Below are 16,419 nucleotides of genomic sequence, written 5' to 3' on the forward strand. Positions count from 1 at the left end.
GGCGTTCTGCTGCGTGGTACCAAGCGTGACGACGTTGAGCGTGGTCAGGTTCTGGTTAAGCCGGGTTCGGTTAAGCCGCACACCAAGTTCACCGCAGAAGTTTACGTTCTGAGCAAGGAAGAGGGCGGTCGTCACACTCCGTTCTTCAAAGGCTACCGTCCACAGTTCTACTTCCGTACTACTGACGTGACTGGTAACTGCGAGCTGCCAGAAGGCGTTGAAATGGTAATGCCAGGTGACAACATTCAGATGACTGTTACCCTGATCAAAACCATCGCGATGGAAGACGGTCTGCGTTTCGCAATCCGTGAAGGCGGCCGTACCGTTGGTGCTGGCGTCGTGGCTAAGATCATCGAGTAAACAGTTGTAATGTCTTTTTCAGGCCGGCATAATGGTCGGCCTGATTTTGTTTTAGGTCAGTAGCTCAATTGGCAGAGCGACGGTCTCCAAAACCGTAGGTTGGGGGTTCGATTCCCTCCTGACCTGCCAGATTCACTTGGTGTGTCTGGCTTTCTTTTCACAGGATCTTCATAGATGACTCCTAAAGCTGAAGCTCAAGGCTCTCGCTTCGATTTACTCAAGTGGCTCGTCGTAGTCGCTTTGGTAATTGTTGGCGTTGTCGGTAATCAGTATTACGCTGCTTCGCCGATCCTGTACCGTGTACTCGCATTGCTTGTCATTGCTGCTGTAGCCGCCTTTGTAGGTCTGCAGACTGCCAAGGGCAAGTCTTTCTTTGTACTGGTTAAGGAAGCTCGCACCGAGATTCGTAAAGTCGTATGGCCAACTCGCCAAGAAACCACGCAGACCACGCTGATTGTTGTGGCTGTTGTTCTGGTTATGGCGTTGCTGTTGTGGGGGCTTGATTCCCTGCTCGGCTGGCTTGTTTCCTTGATTGTCGGCTAAGGGTGTCCCGTGGCTAAGCGTTGGTACGTTGTGCATGCTTACTCGGGTTACGAGAAGCATGTAATGCGTTCGTTGATCGAGCGTGTAAAGCTGGCTGGCATGGAAGATGGCTTCGGCGAAATTCTGGTTCCCACTGAAGAAGTGGTTGAAATGCGTAATGGCCAGAAACGCAAAAGCGAGCGCAAATTCTTCCCAGGTTATGTGCTGGTTCAGATGGATATGAACGAGGGTACTTGGCACTTGGTCAAGGATACTCCTCGGGTGATGGGTTTTATCGGCGGTACTGCTGATAAGCCGGCACCAATCACCGATAAAGAAGCTGAGGCGATTTTGCGTCGCGTTGCCGACGGTAGCGACAAGCCGAAGCCGAAGACGTTGTTCGAGCCAGGCGAAACCGTTCGAGTCAATGACGGGCCGTTCGCTGACTTTAACGGCGTTGTTGAAGAAGTTAACTACGAAAAGAGCCGGATCCAAGTGGCAGTGCTCATTTTCGGACGCTCTACTCCGGTAGAGTTGGAGTTCAGTCAGGTCGAAAAGGTCTAGCTGAGCAAGCATCCCAACCCCGCAGCCCTAGGCTGTGGGGTTTTGTCGTCACTGGGATAAACGCGCAAGTAACCGGGGAGCCTTTCGAGGCGTTCGAACCCGTAATTGGAGTGCCTCATGGCCAAGAAGATTACCGCTTACATCAAGCTGCAAGTGAAGGCCGCTCAGGCTAACCCAAGTCCACCTGTTGGTCCTGCTCTGGGTCAGCACGGCGTGAACATCATGGAATTCTGCAAAGCTTTCAACGCCCGTACCCAGGGTCTGGAAGCTGGTCTGCCGACTCCAGTGATCATCACGGTCTACAGCGACCGTAGCTTCACTTTCGAAACCAAATCCACCCCTGCTTCGGTTCTGCTGAAGAAGGCGGCCGGTCTGACCAGCGGTTCCGCTCGTCCGAACACCGTTAAGGTTGGCACTGTTACCCGTGCTCAGCTGGAAGAAATCGCGAAAACCAAAAACGCGGATCTGACTGCAGCTGATATGGATGCAGCCGTGCGTACTATCGCCGGTTCTGCTCGTAGCATGGGCCTTAACGTGGAGGGTGTGTAATGGCTAAGCTGACCAAGCGTCAAAAGGCTATCGCCGGCAAAATCGAAGCAGGCAAGGCTTACAACATTGTAGACGCCGCTGCACTGCTGGCCGAGCTGTCGACTGTCAAGTTCAGCGAGTCGTTCGACGTAGCTGTAAACCTGGGCGTAGACCCGCGTAAATCCGACCAGGTTGTTCGTAGCGCTACTGTGCTGCCACACGGCACTGGCAAGACTGTTCGCGTTGCTGTGTTCACCCAGGGTCCAGCTGCTGAGGCCGCTCTGGCTGCCGGCGCTGACCGTGTAGGTATGGACGACCTGGCTGCCGAAATGAAAGGCGGCGACCTGAACTATGACGTAGTGATCGCATCCCCGGATGCCATGCGCGTTGTAGGTCAACTGGGTCAGATCCTCGGTCCACGTGGTCTGATGCCTAACCCGAAAGTCGGCACTGTTACCCCAGACGTCGCTACCGCGGTTAAAAATGCCAAGGCTGGTCAGGTTCGTTATCGCACCGACAAAAACGGCATCATTCACACTTCCGTTGGCAAGATCGGCTTCGATGCCGTCAAGCTGAAGGAAAACGTTGAAGCCCTGATCGCTGATCTGAAGCGTATCAAGCCAGCTTCTTCGAAAGGTATCTACGTCAAGCGCGTTACCCTGAGCACCACTATGGGCCCAGGTCTGGTCATCGATCAGAGCTCGCTGGACGCATAAGACAAAAATTGGCGCAGTTGACTGCGCCAATTGAAAGATTGGGGTCCCTGCCTGGCGGGGGCTATCCAAGACCGTAGGCGACGCAAGTCTTAAACCTCAAGCCTACGCAGATGGTGCTCCCGGTTCCTTACCGAATCAGACACCAAAACGACATTCGGTTTCGATCGAATGAAACGGTAACAAGCAGGAGTTAAACCCGTGGCAATTAATCTCGAAGACAAGAAGGCCATCGTCGCTGAAGTCAACGAGGCTGCCAAAGTCGCTCTGTCCGCTGTCGTGGTTGATGCCCGTGGCGTAACAGTAGGCGCAATGACCGGACTCCGTAAAGAGGCTCGTGAAGCTGGCGTTTACGTACGTGTTGTACGTAACACCCTGCTCAAGCGCGCTGTTGCTGACACTCCTTACAGTGTCCTTAACGACGTGTTCACCGGCCCGACCCTGATTGCATTCTCCAACGAACACCCGGGCGCTGCTGCTCGTCTGTTCAAGGAATTTGCCAAGGGTCAGGACAAGTTCGAGATCAAGGCAGCTTCGTTCGAGGGCAAGTTCCTCGCAGCGAATGAGATCGACGTGCTGGCAAGCCTGCCAACTCGCGACGAAGCTATTGCGAAACTGATGAGCGTGATTCAAGGCGCTACCAGCAAGCTGGCTCGTACTCTGGCGGCAATTCGCGATCAGAAAGAAGCAGCTGCAGCCTGAGGCTGAGCGTTTCCACTCTCGCGTATTTTTGTTTATTTCGACGGCCGTACAGGCTGTCCACCAAATCAGGAATTGAGTCATGTCTCTGACTAACGAACAAATCATCGAAGCAATCGGCCAGAAAACCGTTCTGGAAGTTGTTGAGCTGATCAAAGCAATGGAAGAAACCTTCGGCGTGACCGCTGCTGTTGCTGCTGCTGGTCCAGCTGCTGCTGCCGCTGTTGTTGAAGAGCAAACCGAGTTCAACGTTGTTCTGGTTGAAGCCGGCGAGAAGAAAGTAAACGTGATCAAGGCAGTTCGTGAACTGACCGGTCTGGGCCTGAAAGAAGCCAAAGAGAAAGTCGACGGCGCTCCTCAGGTTGTAGCTGAAGGCGTTTCGAAAGAAGCTGCTGAAGACGCTAAGAAGAAGCTGGAAGAAGCAGGCGCTAAAGTCGAGCTGAAGTAAGCATCGACTTTGCTCCTCCAGCCCGAGCGTCAAGCGACAGGCTGATGGCTGGTGGCTCTTGCCACCGGCCTTTTTCCGTTATTGGCAGCCGACTGGGTCGGTGTCGATAACGAGCTGTAACCACCCGATGCGGTGGCGCAAACCATGGGGTTTGCACGATTTTCTGGCTGCTCCCGTCGGGAGGGGCCAAACAAGCAGGTGACCAAGCTGGGGAACGCTGATGGCTTACTCATATACTGAGAAAAAACGTATCCGCAAGGACTTTAGCAAGTTGCCGGACGTCATGGATGTGCCTTACCTCCTGGCCATCCAGCTGGATTCGTATCGTGAATTCTTGCAAGCGGGAGCGACTAAAGATCAGTTCCGCGACGTGGGCCTGCATGCGGCCTTCAAATCCGTTTTCCCGATCATCAGCTACTCCGGCAATGCTGCGCTGGAGTACGTCGGTTATCGCCTGGGCGAACCGGCATTTGATGTCAAAGAATGCGTATTGCGCGGTGTAACTTTCGCCGTACCTTTGCGGGTAAAAGTGCGCCTGATCATTTTCGACAAAGAATCGTCGAACAAAGCGATCAAGGACATCAAAGAGCAAGAAGTCTACATGGGTGAAATCCCATTGATGACTGAGAACGGTACCTTTGTAATCAACGGTACCGAGCGTGTTATCGTTTCCCAGCTGCACCGTTCCCCGGGCGTGTTCTTCGACCACGACCGTGGCAAGACGCACAGCTCCGGCAAACTGCTGTACTCCGCGCGCATCATTCCTTACCGCGGTTCGTGGCTGGACTTCGAGTTCGACCCGAAAGACTGCGTATTCGTGCGTATCGACCGTCGTCGCAAGCTGCCAGCCTCGGTACTGCTGCGCGCGCTTGGTTATACCACCGAGGAAGTGCTGGACGCGTTCTACACCACCAACGTATTCCACGTGAAAGGCGAAGGCCTGAGCCTGGAGCTGGTGCCTCAGCGCCTGCGTGGTGAAGTTGCTGTTCTCGACATCCAGGACGACAAAGGCAAGGTGATTGTTGAGCAGGGCCGTCGTATTACTGCCCGCCACATCAACCAGCTGGAAAAAGCCGGGATCAAAGAGCTGGACGTGCCTCTGGATTACGTTCTGGGTCGTACCACCGCCAAGGCGATCGTGCACCCGGCTACCGGTGAGATCCTGGCAGAGTGCAATACCGAGCTGTCGACCGAGATCCTGGCGAAAATCGCCAAGGCCGGCGTCGTACGCATCGAAACTCTGTACACCAACGACATCGACTGCGGTCCGTTCGTCTCCGACACTCTGAAGATCGACTCCACCAGCAACCAATTGGAAGCGCTGGTCGAGATCTATCGCATGATGCGTCCAGGCGAGCCGCCAACCAAAGACGCTGCCGAGACCCTGTTCAACAACCTGTTCTTCAGCCCTGAGCGCTATGACCTGTCTGCGGTCGGCCGGATGAAGTTCAACCGTCGTATCGGTCGTACCGAGATCGAAGGTTCGGGCGTGCTGTGCAAGGAAGACATCGTCGCGGTACTGAAGACTCTGGTCGACATCCGTAACGGTAAAGGCATCGTCGACGACATCGACCACCTGGGTAACCGTCGTGTTCGCTGCGTAGGCGAAATGGCCGAGAACCAGTTCCGCGTTGGCCTGGTACGTGTTGAGCGTGCGGTCAAAGAGCGTCTGTCGATGGCTGAAAGCGAAGGCCTGATGCCGCAAGACCTGATCAACGCCAAGCCAGTGGCTGCGGCGGTGAAAGAGTTCTTCGGTTCCAGCCAGCTGTCGCAGTTCATGGACCAGAACAACCCGCTGTCCGAGATCACCCACAAGCGTCGTGTCTCTGCACTCGGCCCTGGCGGTCTGACTCGTGAGCGCGCGGGCTTCGAAGTCCGTGACGTACACCCGACTCATTACGGTCGTGTCTGCCCGATTGAAACGCCGGAAGGTCCGAACATCGGTCTGATCAACTCCCTGGCTGCTTACGCTCGCACCAACCAGTACGGCTTCCTCGAGAGCCCGTACCGCGTGGTGAAAGAGGGTGTGGTCACCGACGACATCGTGTTCCTGTCCGCCATTGAAGAAGCCGATCACGTGATCGCGCAGGCTTCGGCGACCATGAACGAGCAGAAAGTCCTGATCGACGAACTGGTAGCCGTACGTCACCTGAACGAATTCACCGTCAAGGCGCCGGAAGACGTCACCTTGATGGACGTTTCGCCGAAGCAGGTTGTTTCGGTTGCAGCGTCGCTGATTCCGTTCCTCGAGCACGACGACGCCAACCGTGCGTTGATGGGTTCGAACATGCAGCGTCAAGCTGTACCAACCCTGCGCGCTGACAAGCCGCTGGTCGGTACCGGCATGGAGCGTAACGTGGCTCGCGACTCCGGCGTTTGCGTCGTGGCTCGTCGTGGCGGCGTGATCGACTCTGTTGATGCCAGCCGTATCGTGGTTCGCGTTGCCGATGACGAAGTTGAAACCGGCGAAGCTGGTGTCGACATCTACAACCTGACCAAATACACCCGCTCGAACCAGAACACCTGCATCAACCAGCGTCCGCTGGTGAGCAAGGGTGATCGTGTTCAGCGTGGCGACATCATGGCCGACGGTCCGTCCACCGACATGGGTGAACTGGCGCTGGGTCAGAACATGCGCATCGCGTTCATGGCATGGAACGGCTTCAACTTCGAAGACTCCATCTGCCTGTCCGAGCGTGTGGTTCAGGAAGACCGTTTCACCACGATCCACATTCAGGAACTGACCTGTGTGGCTCGTGACACCAAGCTTGGCCCAGAGGAAATCACTGCGGACATCCCTAACGTGGGTGAAGCTGCGCTGAACAAGCTGGACGAAGCCGGTATCGTTTACGTAGGTGCTGAAGTCGGCGCAGGCGACATCCTGGTAGGTAAGGTCACTCCGAAAGGCGAGACCCAACTCACTCCGGAAGAAAAACTGCTGCGCGCAATCTTCGGTGAGAAAGCCAGCGACGTTAAAGATACTTCCCTGCGTGTGCCCACCGGCACCAAAGGTACTGTCATCGACGTACAGGTCTTCACTCGTGACGGCGTTGAGCGTGATGCTCGTGCCCTGTCGATCGAGAAGTCCCAGCTGGACGAGATCCGCAAGGATCTGAACGAAGAGTTCCGCATCGTTGAAGGCGCGACCTTCGAGCGTCTGCGTTCCGCTCTGGTAGGCCACAAGGCTGAGGGTGGCGCGGGCCTGAAGAAAGGTCAGGACATCACCGACGAAGTACTCGACGGTCTTGAGCATGGTCAGTGGTTCAAACTGCGCATGGCTGAAGATGCTCTGAACGAGCAGCTCGAGAAGGCCCAGGCCTACATCGTTGATCGTCGCCGTCTGCTGGACGACAAGTTCGAAGACAAGAAGCGCAAACTGCAGCAGGGCGATGACCTGGCTCCAGGTGTGCTGAAAATCGTCAAGGTTTACCTGGCAATCCGTCGTCGCATCCAGCCGGGCGACAAGATGGCCGGTCGTCACGGTAACAAAGGTGTGGTCTCCGTGATCATGCCGGTTGAAGACATGCCGCACGATGCCAATGGCACACCGGTCGACGTCGTCCTCAACCCACTGGGCGTACCTTCGCGTATGAACGTTGGTCAGATCCTTGAAACCCACCTCGGCCTCGCGGCCAAAGGTCTGGGCGAGAAGATCAACCGGATGGTCGAAGAGCAGCGTAAAGTCGCTGAACTGCGTACTTTCCTGGACGAGATCTACAACCAGATCGGCGGTCGTAACGAAGATCTGGACAGCTTCTCCGATCAGGAAATCCTGGATCTGGCGAAGAACCTGCGTGGCGGGGTTCCAATGGCCACTCCAGTGTTCGACGGTGCCAAGGAAAGCGAAATCAAGGCCATGCTGAAACTGGCAGACCTGCCAGAAAGCGGCCAGATGCAGCTGACCGACGGCCGTACCGGCAACAAGTTCGAGCGTCCAGTTACCGTTGGCTACATGTACATGCTGAAGCTGAACCACTTGGTAGACGACAAGATGCATGCGCGTTCTACCGGTTCGTACAGCCTGGTTACCCAGCAGCCGCTGGGTGGTAAGGCGCAGTTCGGTGGTCAGCGTTTCGGGGAGATGGAGGTCTGGGCACTGGAAGCATACGGTGCTGCTTACACTCTGCAAGAAATGCTCACAGTGAAGTCGGACGATGTGAACGGCCGGACCAAGATGTACAAAAACATCGTGGACGGCGATCACCGTATGGAGCCGGGCATGCCCGAGTCCTTCAACGTGTTGATCAAGGAAATTCGTTCCCTCGGCATCGATATCGATCTGGAAACCGAATAACACGTGACGCGATCGAGAGCGGGGCAGGATTGCCCGCTCTCTGCTCCGCCAGGAGGAAAGGCCTTGAAAGACCTACTGAATTTGCTGAAAAACCAGGGTCAAGTCGAAGAGTTCGACGCCATCCGTATCGGATTGGCCTCGCCTGAGATGATCCGCTCGTGGTCGTTCGGTGAAGTTAAAAAGCCGGAAACCATCAACTACCGTACGTTCAAACCTGAGCGTGACGGTCTGTTCTGCGCCAAGATCTTTGGCCCGGTAAAGGATTACGAGTGCCTGTGCGGTAAGTACAAGCGCTTGAAGCACCGTGGTGTGATCTGCGAGAAGTGCGGCGTTGAAGTTGCACTGGCCAAGGTTCGTCGTGAGCGCATGGCGCACATCGAACTGGCTTCGCCGGTTGCCCACATCTGGTTCCTGAAATCGCTGCCGTCCCGTATCGGCCTGCTGATGGACATGACCCTGCGTGATATCGAACGCGTTCTCTACTTCGAGAGCTATGTCGTTATCGATCCGGGCATGACCACTCTTGAAAAAGGTCAGTTGCTGAACGACGAGCAGTACTTCGAAGCGCTGGAAGAGTTCGGTGACGATTTCGACGCCCGCATGGGTGCTGAAGCTGTCCGTGAACTGCTGCACGCTATCGACCTGGAACACGAGATTGGCCGTCTGCGTGAAGAGATTCCGCAAACCAACTCCGAAACCAAGATCAAGAAGCTGTCCAAGCGTCTGAAGTTGATGGAAGCCTTCCAGGGTTCCGGCAACCTGCCAGAGTGGATGGTGCTGACCGTTCTGCCGGTTCTGCCGCCAGATCTGCGTCCACTGGTCCCGCTGGATGGCGGTCGTTTCGCGACTTCCGACCTCAACGACTTGTATCGTCGAGTGATCAACCGTAACAACCGTTTGAAGCGCCTGCTGGATCTGTCCGCTCCGGACATCATCGTGCGCAACGAAAAGCGTATGTTGCAGGAAGCTGTCGATGCACTGCTCGACAACGGTCGTCGTGGCCGCGCTATCACAGGTTCCAACAAGCGTCCTCTGAAATCCCTGGCTGACATGATCAAGGGTAAGCAAGGTCGTTTCCGTCAGAACTTGCTCGGTAAGCGTGTTGACTACTCCGGTCGTTCGGTAATTACCGTTGGTCCGACCCTGCGTCTGCACCAGTGCGGTCTGCCGAAGAAGATGGCTCTCGAGCTGTTCAAGCCGTTCATTTTCGGCAAGCTGGAAATGCGTGGTCTGGCGACCACCATCAAAGCGGCCAAGAAAATGGTCGAGCGCGAACTGCCAGAGGTTTGGGACGTTCTCGCGGAAGTGATTCGCGAACACCCGGTTCTTCTCAACCGTGCACCGACCCTTCACCGTCTGGGTATCCAGGCGTTTGAACCGGTACTGATCGAAGGTAAGGCTATCCAGCTGCACCCTCTGGTCTGCGCCGCGTACAACGCCGACTTCGACGGCGACCAAATGGCCGTGCACGTACCGCTGACGCTGGAAGCCCAGCTCGAAGCGCGTGCGTTGATGATGTCGACCAACAACATTCTGTCGCCAGCCAACGGTGAGCCAATCATCGTTCCGTCGCAGGACGTTGTATTGGGTCTGTACTACATGACTCGTGAAGCGATCAACGCCAAGGGCGAAGGTCGTGTGTTCGCGGATCTGCAGGAAGTTGACCGTGTGTTCCGTGCCGGCGAAGCCGCACTGCACGCCAAGATCAAGGTTCGTATCAACGAAACCGTGAACGATCGTGACGGCAACAGCGTGAACAACACCCGTATCGTCGACACCACTGTCGGCCGTGCGCTGCTGTTCCAGGTTGTGCCAAAAGGTCTGTCGTTCGACGTCGTCAACCTGCCGATGAAGAAAAAGGCGATCTCCAAGCTGATCAACCAGTGCTACCGCGTGGTTGGTCTGAAAGAGACCGTGATCTTCGCTGACCAGTTGATGTACACCGGTTTTGCTTACTCGACCATCTCCGGCGTTTCCATCGGTGTTAACGACTTCGTTATCCCGGATGAAAAAGCCCGCATCATCGGTGCTGCCACCGACGAAGTGAAAGAGATCGAGAGCCAGTACGCCTCCGGCCTGGTAACCCAGGGCGAGAAGTACAACAAAGTGATCGACCTTTGGTCGAAAGCGAACGACGAAGTCTCCAAGGCGATGATGGCCAACCTCTCGAAAGAGAAAGTCATCGACCGTCACGGCGACGAAGTCGAGCAAGAATCGTTCAACTCGATGTACATGATGGCCGACTCGGGTGCGCGGGGTTCCGCAGCACAGATTCGTCAGCTGGCCGGTATGCGTGGTCTGATGGCCAAGCCGGACGGTTCCATCATTGAAACGCCGATTACTGCGAACTTCCGTGAAGGTCTGAGCGTACTCCAGTACTTCATCTCGACTCACGGTGCTCGTAAAGGTCTGGCGGATACCGCGTTGAAAACTGCGAACTCCGGTTACCTGACTCGTCGTCTGGTAGACGTGGCGCAGGATCTGGTCGTGACCGAGATCGATTGCGGCACCGAACACGGTCTGCTGATGACTCCGCACATTGAAGGCGGTGACGTTGTAGAGCCGTTGGGTGAGCGCGTATTGGGTCGTGTCATTGCCCGTGACGTATTCAAGCCGGGTACCGAGGACGTTATCGTTCCTGCAGGCACTCTGGTAGACGAGAAGTGGGTTGAGTTCATCGAGCTGAACAGCATCGACGAAGTGATCGTGCGTTCGCCGATCAGCTGCGAAACCCGCTATGGCATTTGCGCCAAGTGCTACGGCCGTGATCTGGCTCGTGGTCACCAGGTGAACATCGGTGAAGCGGTCGGCGTTATCGCTGCCCAGTCCATCGGTGAGCCGGGTACCCAGTTGACGATGCGTACGTTCCACATCGGTGGTGCGGCAAGCCGTACTTCCGCAGCCGACAGCGTTCAGGTGAAGAATGGCGGTACCGTCCGTCTGCACAACCTGAAACACGTTGAGCGTGTGGATGGCAACCTGGTTGCTGTGTCCCGTTCCGGTGAGCTGGCAATCGCTGACGACTTCGGTCGTGAGCGCGAGCGTTACAAGCTGCCGTACGGTGCCGTGATTTCGGTTAAAGAAGGTGACAAGGTCGACGCTGGCGCAATCGTGGCCAAGTGGGATCCGCACACTCACCCGATCGTTACCGAAATGAAAGGTACCGTGACCTACGTGGGCATGGAAGAAGGCATCACGATCAAGCGTCAGACTGACGAATTGACCGGTATGACCAACATTGAAGTACTCGATGCCAAAGACCGTCCGGCTGCCGGCAAGGACATTCGTCCTGCGGTGAAGATGGTTGATGACAACGGCAAGGATCTGTTGCTGCCAGGCACTGACGTTATCGCTCAGTACTTCCTGCCAGCCAACGCCCTGGTCGGTGTTGCGGACGGTGCGAAGATTGCGATCGGTGATGTTATCGCTCGTATCCCGCAAGAAACTTCGAAAACCCGTGACATCACCGGTGGTCTGCCGCGTGTTGCCGACCTGTTCGAAGCCCGTCGTCCGAAAGAAGCGTCGATTCTGGCTGAAGTCAGCGGCACCATCGCGTTCGGTAAAGAGACCAAAGGCAAGCGCCGTCTGGTCATTACCCCGAACGACGGTAGCGATCCGTACGAAGAGCTGATTCCGAAGTGGCGTCACCTGAACGTGTTCGAAGGCGAACAGGTAAACCGCGGCGAAGTTATCTCCGACGGTCCGAGCGATCCGCACGACATCCTGCGTCTGCTGGGTGTGAGCGCGCTGGCCAAGTACATCGTCAACGAGATCCAGGACGTTTATCGTCTGCAAGGCGTGAAGATCAACGACAAGCACATCGAGACCATCCTGCGTCAGATGCTGCGTAAAGTTGAGATCTCCGAGTCCGGCGATTCCAGCTTCATCAAGGGCGACCAGATGGAACTGACTCACGTTCTGGTAGAGAACGAGCGTCTGAATGCGGAAGACAAGTTTGTTTCCAAGTTCACCCGCGTTCTGCTGGGTATCACCAAGGCGTCGTTGTCGACCGAATCGTTCATCTCGGCGGCTTCCTTCCAGGAAACCACCCGCGTACTGACCGAAGCGGCGGTAACCGGCAAGCGCGATTACCTGCGCGGCCTGAAAGAAAACGTGGTCGTGGGTCGTCTGATCCCGGCCGGTACCGGTCTGGCTTATCACAGCGAGCGCAAGCGTCGTCGTGATGCGGACAAGCCGTTGCGCGTAAGCGCCAGTGAAGTGGAAGCTGCACTGACCGAAGCGCTGAACTCGAGCGGTAACTGAGTTCTGCGAAAAATGAGCTGAGGCCCTGATCAAGCCGTTCATCGAATCGAGACAATTTGTCGAGGTTCGACGAGCGGGGAGGTCGGGGCCTTGCCTTGACTGGGGGCAAGATCCTCTTTAGACTCTTGATCCCCTAAATTTGGCGGGAATTCGTTCCTGCCATTTTGCTTTTCTTGCAAGACAATAGCGTCGCAAGACAACAGTGGAGCTAGTAGATGGCAACTATCAACCAGCTGGTACGTCAGCCGCGTAAGCGTATCGTCGAGAAATCCGACGTGCCTGCGCTGCAGAACTGCCCGCAACGTCGTGGCGTGTGCACCCGTGTGTACACCACTACGCCGAAAAAACCTAACTCGGCACTGCGTAAAGTATGCCGTGTGCGTCTGACCAACGGTTTCGAGGTTTCCTCGTACATCGGTGGTGAAGGCCACAACCTGCAAGAGCACAGCGTGGTACTGATCCGCGGCGGTCGTGTAAAAGACTTGCCAGGTGTTCGTTACCACACCGTTCGCGGCTCCTTGGATACTTCCGGCGTTAAAGGCCGTAACCAGGGTCGTTCGAAGTACGGTACCAAGCGTCCGAAGTAATCGGCCGTTTTGCAGATTTTCATTTTATTGAGTCGATAAGAGTAAGGTCGGGCGCGCATCCACTGGATCTGTCCCGAGCTAACCTGAAGACCGTTTGAGGGCTTATCAATGCCAAGACGTCGCGTAGCAGCAAAGCGTGAGATTCTGGACGATCCGAAATACGGAAGCCAAATCCTCGCCAAATTCATGAACCACGTTATGGAAAGCGGCAAGAAAGCCGTTGCCGAGCGTATCGTTTATGGTGCCCTGGAAACCGTTGCGGCTCGCAAGACCGGCACCGATCCCCTGGAACTCTTCGAAAAAGCACTCGACGCCATCGCTCCGCTGGTCGAAGTGAAGTCGCGCCGCGTTGGTGGTGCTACTTACCAGGTTCCGGTCGAGGTTCGTCCGTCCCGTCGTAACGCTCTGGCAATGCGCTGGTTGGTAGACTTCGCCCGCAAGCGTGGCGAGAAGTCTATGGCTCTGCGCTTGGCTGGCGAGCTGCTGGATGCTGCTGAAGGTAAAGGTGCTGCTGTTAAGAAGCGTGAAGACGTGCACCGTATGGCCGAAGCTAACAAAGCTTTCTCGCACTACCGCTTCTAATTTTAGCTTCACTAATTTTGCGAGGGCTTTATGGCTCGTACTACTCCGATTAGTCGCTACCGTAACATCGGTATCGTCGCTCACGTGGATGCTGGTAAAACCACCACCACCGAGCGCGTCCTTTTTTACACTGGCAAAAGTCACAAAATGGGCGAGGTGCATGATGGCGCCGCGACCACAGACTGGATGGTTCAGGAGCAGGAGCGTGGTATTACCATTACTTCTGCTGCCATTACCGCCTTCTGGAAAGGTTCCGAGAAGCAGTACCCACACGAGCATCGCTTCAACGTAATCGATACCCCGGGTCACGTAGACTTCACCATTGAAGTAGAGCGTTCCCTGCGCGTACTCGACGGCGCTGTCGTTGTGTTCTGCGGTACTTCGGGTGTTGAGCCTCAGTCGGAAACCGTATGGCGTCAGGCCAACAAATACGGCGTTCCACGTCTTGTTTACGTAAACAAGATGGACCGTGCTGGTGCAAACTTCCTGCGTGTGATCGGTCAGATCAAACAGCGTCTGGGTCACACTCCGGTGCCGATCCAGCTGGCTATCGGTTCGGAAGACAACTTCCAGGGCCAGATCGACCTGATCAACATGCAAGCTGTCTACTGGAATGACTCTGACAAGGGTATGGTTCCGGTTCGCAAGGAAATCCCTGCGGACATGCTCGAGCTGGCTGAAGAGTGGCGCAACAACATGGTTGAAGCCGCCGCCGAAGCCAACGAAGACCTGATGAACAAGTACCTGGAAGGTGAAGAGCTGTCGATCGCTGAGATCAAGGCTGCTTTGCGTGCACGTACTATCGCCGGCGAAATCGTTCTGGCTGTTTGCGGTTCTTCGTTCAAGAACAAGGGCGTTCCCCTGGTTCTCGACGCCGTTATCGACTTCCTGCCTGCTCCGACCGACATTCCTGCTATCAAGGGTTCCAACCCTGATAACGAGGAAGAAGAGATGGAGCGTCATGCAAGCGACGACGAGCCGTTCGCGGCCTTGGCGTTCAAGATCGCTACCGACCCATTCGTGGGTACCTTGACCTTCGTCCGCGTTTACTCGGGTGTGTTGAACTCCGGCGACGGCGTGATCAACTCGGTTAAAGGCAAGAAAGAGCGCGTGGGTCGTATGGTGCAAATGCACGCAAACGCCCGTGAAGAGATCAAGGAAGTGCGCGCTGGCGACATCGCGGCCCTGATCGGCATGAAGGACGTCACCACTGGTGAAACCCTCTGCAACGCTGACAAGCCAATCATCCTGGTTCGCATGGACTTCCCGGAGCCGGTTATTTCGGTTGCCGTAGAGCCTAAAACCAAGGATGACCAGGAAAAAATGGGTATCGCTCTGGGCAAACTTGCTCAGGAAGACCCGTCTTTCCGTGTTAAAACTGATGAAGAGACTGGTCAAACGATCATCTCCGGCATGGGCGAGCTGCACCTGGACATCCTGGTTGACCGGATGCGCCGTGAGTTCAACGTCGAAGCCAACATCGGCAAGCCGCAGGTTTCGTACCGTGAGCGCATCACGAAGAACTGCGAAATCGAAGGCAAGTTCGTTCGTCAGTCCGGCGGTCGTGGCCAGTTCGGTCATTGCTGGATTCGCTTTGCTCCTGCTGACGAAGGTGAGGAAGGTCTGCAATTCCTGAACGAAGTAGTGGGTGGTGTGGTTCCTAAGGAATACATCCCGGCTATCCAGAAGGGTATCGAAGAGCAGATGAAGAACGGCGTTGTTGCCGGCTATCCGCTGATCGGCCTGAAGGCTACCGTGTTCGATGGTTCTTACCACGACGTCGACTCCAACGAGATGGCGTTTAAAGTGGCTGCTTCCATGGCGACCAAGCAACTGGCCCAGAAGGGCGGTGGTGAGTTGCTCGAGCCGATCATGGCGGTAGAGGTTGTTACGCCTGAAGACTATATGGGTGATGTGATGGGCGACCTTAACCGTCGTCGCGGCATGATCCAGGGTATGGAAGACACAGTGTCCGGCAAGGTTATCCGTGCCGAAGTTCCACTGGGTGAGATGTTCGGTTATGCGACCGACGTTCGTTCCATGTCCCAGGGTCGCGCAAGCTACTCTATGGAATTCAAAAAATACGAGACGGCTCCGTCGCACATCGTCGAATCCGTTACCAAAAAACAAGGCTGATTCAGCCCCTTTAGGCTAGGAGTTAATTGTCGTGGCTAAAGAAAAATTTGATCGTTCCCTACCGCACGTAAACGTTGGCACCATCGGCCACGTTGACCACGGTAAAACCACTCTGACCGCTGCTCTGACTCGCGTCTGCTCCGAAGTTTTCGGTTCGGCCGTAGTTGAATTCGACAAGATCGACAGCGCACCAGAAGAAAAAGCTCGCGGTATCACCATCAACACCGCGCACGTTGAGTACAACTCGAACATTCGTCACTACGCTCACGTTGACTGCCCAGGTCACGCTGACTACGTGAAGAACATGATCACCGGTGCTGCGCAAATGGACGGCGCGATCCTGGTTTGCTCGGCCGCTGATGGTCCGATGCCACAAACCCGTGAGCACATCCTGCTGTCCCGTCAGGTAGGCGTTCCGTACATCGTGGTTTTCCTGAACAAGGCTGACCTGGTAGACGACGCTGAGCTGCTGGAACTGGTTGAGATGGAAGTTCGCGACCTGCTGTCCACCTATGACTTCCCAGGCGACGACACTCCGATCATCATCGGTTCTGCTCGTATGGCGCTGGAAGGCAAAGACGACAACGAAATGGGCACCACCGCTGTTAAGAAGCTGGTGGAAACTCTGGACAGCTACATCCCAGAGCCAGAGCGTGCTATCGACAAGCCGTTCCTGATGCCAATCGAAGACGTGTTCTCGATCTCGGGTCGCGGTACTGTTGT

General features: G+C 55.7%; 12 protein-coding genes, 1 tRNA gene and 1 pseudogene. All 14 read left to right on the forward strand.

Annotation, left to right across the window (positions count from 1 at the left end):
• Positions 1-360: pseudogene (locus BMZ46_RS28795) on the forward strand (elongation factor Tu); the annotation flags it as partial.
• A 53-nt stretch (positions 361-413) separates the two neighbouring features.
• A tRNA-Trp gene (locus BMZ46_RS28800) sits at positions 414-489 on the forward strand.
• A gap of 45 nt (positions 490-534) precedes the next feature.
• Complete coding sequence (gene secE / locus BMZ46_RS28805; protein WP_007957600.1) at positions 535-903, forward strand: preprotein translocase subunit SecE; 369 nt, start codon at positions 535-537, stop codon at positions 901-903.
• A 9-nt stretch (positions 904-912) separates the two neighbouring features.
• Entirely contained in the window at positions 913-1,446 is a 534-nt protein-coding gene (gene nusG / locus BMZ46_RS28810; protein ID WP_007957598.1) for a transcription termination/antitermination protein NusG, read from the forward strand.
• 117 nt (positions 1,447-1,563) lie between these two features.
• Positions 1,564-1,995, forward strand: a complete 432-nt coding sequence (rplK, locus tag BMZ46_RS28815) for a 50S ribosomal protein L11 (RefSeq protein ID WP_003228756.1) — start codon at positions 1,564-1,566, stop codon at positions 1,993-1,995.
• Entirely contained in the window at positions 1,995-2,690 is a 696-nt protein-coding gene (rplA, locus tag BMZ46_RS28820; protein WP_003228754.1) for a 50S ribosomal protein L1, read from the forward strand. The genes rplK and rplA overlap by 1 nt, the downstream gene beginning before the upstream one ends.
• Positions 2,691-2,888: 198 nt before the next feature.
• A complete protein-coding gene (rplJ, locus tag BMZ46_RS28825) occupies positions 2,889-3,389 on the forward strand; it encodes a 50S ribosomal protein L10 (protein ID WP_007957597.1) in 501 nt (166 codons plus the stop codon).
• A gap of 79 nt (positions 3,390-3,468) precedes the next feature.
• Positions 3,469-3,834, forward strand: a complete 366-nt coding sequence (rplL, locus tag BMZ46_RS28830) for a 50S ribosomal protein L7/L12 (protein ID WP_007957596.1) — start codon at positions 3,469-3,471, stop codon at positions 3,832-3,834.
• Positions 3,835-4,054: 220 nt separating this feature from the next.
• Positions 4,055-8,128, forward strand: coding sequence for a DNA-directed RNA polymerase subunit beta (gene rpoB, locus BMZ46_RS28835; RefSeq protein WP_039772428.1), 4,074 nt, complete (start codon positions 4,055-4,057; stop codon positions 8,126-8,128).
• A gap of 63 nt (positions 8,129-8,191) precedes the next feature.
• Positions 8,192-12,391 (forward strand): DNA-directed RNA polymerase subunit beta', encoded by a 4,200-nt coding sequence (gene rpoC, locus BMZ46_RS28840; protein ID WP_007957594.1) that lies wholly within the window; start codon positions 8,192-8,194, stop codon positions 12,389-12,391.
• 215 nt (positions 12,392-12,606) lie between these two features.
• Positions 12,607-12,978: a 30S ribosomal protein S12 gene (gene rpsL / locus BMZ46_RS28845; RefSeq protein ID WP_003186084.1), complete on the forward strand. Its 372-nt coding sequence runs from the start codon at positions 12,607-12,609 to the stop codon at positions 12,976-12,978.
• A 108-nt stretch (positions 12,979-13,086) separates the two neighbouring features.
• Positions 13,087-13,560, forward strand: a complete 474-nt coding sequence (rpsG, locus tag BMZ46_RS28850) for a 30S ribosomal protein S7 (RefSeq protein ID WP_007957592.1) — start codon at positions 13,087-13,089, stop codon at positions 13,558-13,560.
• A gap of 30 nt (positions 13,561-13,590) precedes the next feature.
• Entirely contained in the window at positions 13,591-15,696 is a 2,106-nt protein-coding gene (gene fusA, locus BMZ46_RS28855; protein WP_074692362.1) for an elongation factor G, read from the forward strand.
• Between the two features lie 31 nt (positions 15,697-15,727).
• The coding region (locus BMZ46_RS28860; RefSeq protein ID WP_139184880.1) for a GTP-binding protein at positions 15,728-16,419 on the forward strand (692 nt) is incomplete at its 3' end.

Origin of the sequence: Pseudomonas sp. NFIX49 (assembly GCF_900115915.1) — a bacterium.
Classification (GTDB): Bacteria; Pseudomonadota; Gammaproteobacteria; order Pseudomonadales; family Pseudomonadaceae; genus Aquipseudomonas; species Aquipseudomonas pharyngis.

Coding starts and splice junctions, on each gene's coding strand:
- rplA (WP_003228754.1), top strand. CDS start 1,995: ATGGCTAAGCTGACCAAGCGTCAAAAGGCTATCGCCGGCAAAATCGAA.
- rpsL (WP_003186084.1), top strand. CDS start 12,607: ATGGCAACTATCAACCAGCTGGTACGTCAGCCGCGTAAGCGTATCGTC.
- rplK (WP_003228756.1), top strand. CDS start 1,564: ATGGCCAAGAAGATTACCGCTTACATCAAGCTGCAAGTGAAGGCCGCT.
- secE (WP_007957600.1), top strand. CDS start 535: ATGACTCCTAAAGCTGAAGCTCAAGGCTCTCGCTTCGATTTACTCAAG.
- rplL (WP_007957596.1), top strand. CDS start 3,469: ATGTCTCTGACTAACGAACAAATCATCGAAGCAATCGGCCAGAAAACC.
- rpsG (WP_007957592.1), top strand. CDS start 13,087: ATGCCAAGACGTCGCGTAGCAGCAAAGCGTGAGATTCTGGACGATCCG.
- fusA (WP_074692362.1), top strand. CDS start 13,591: ATGGCTCGTACTACTCCGATTAGTCGCTACCGTAACATCGGTATCGTC.
- rpoB (WP_039772428.1), top strand. CDS start 4,055: ATGGCTTACTCATATACTGAGAAAAAACGTATCCGCAAGGACTTTAGC.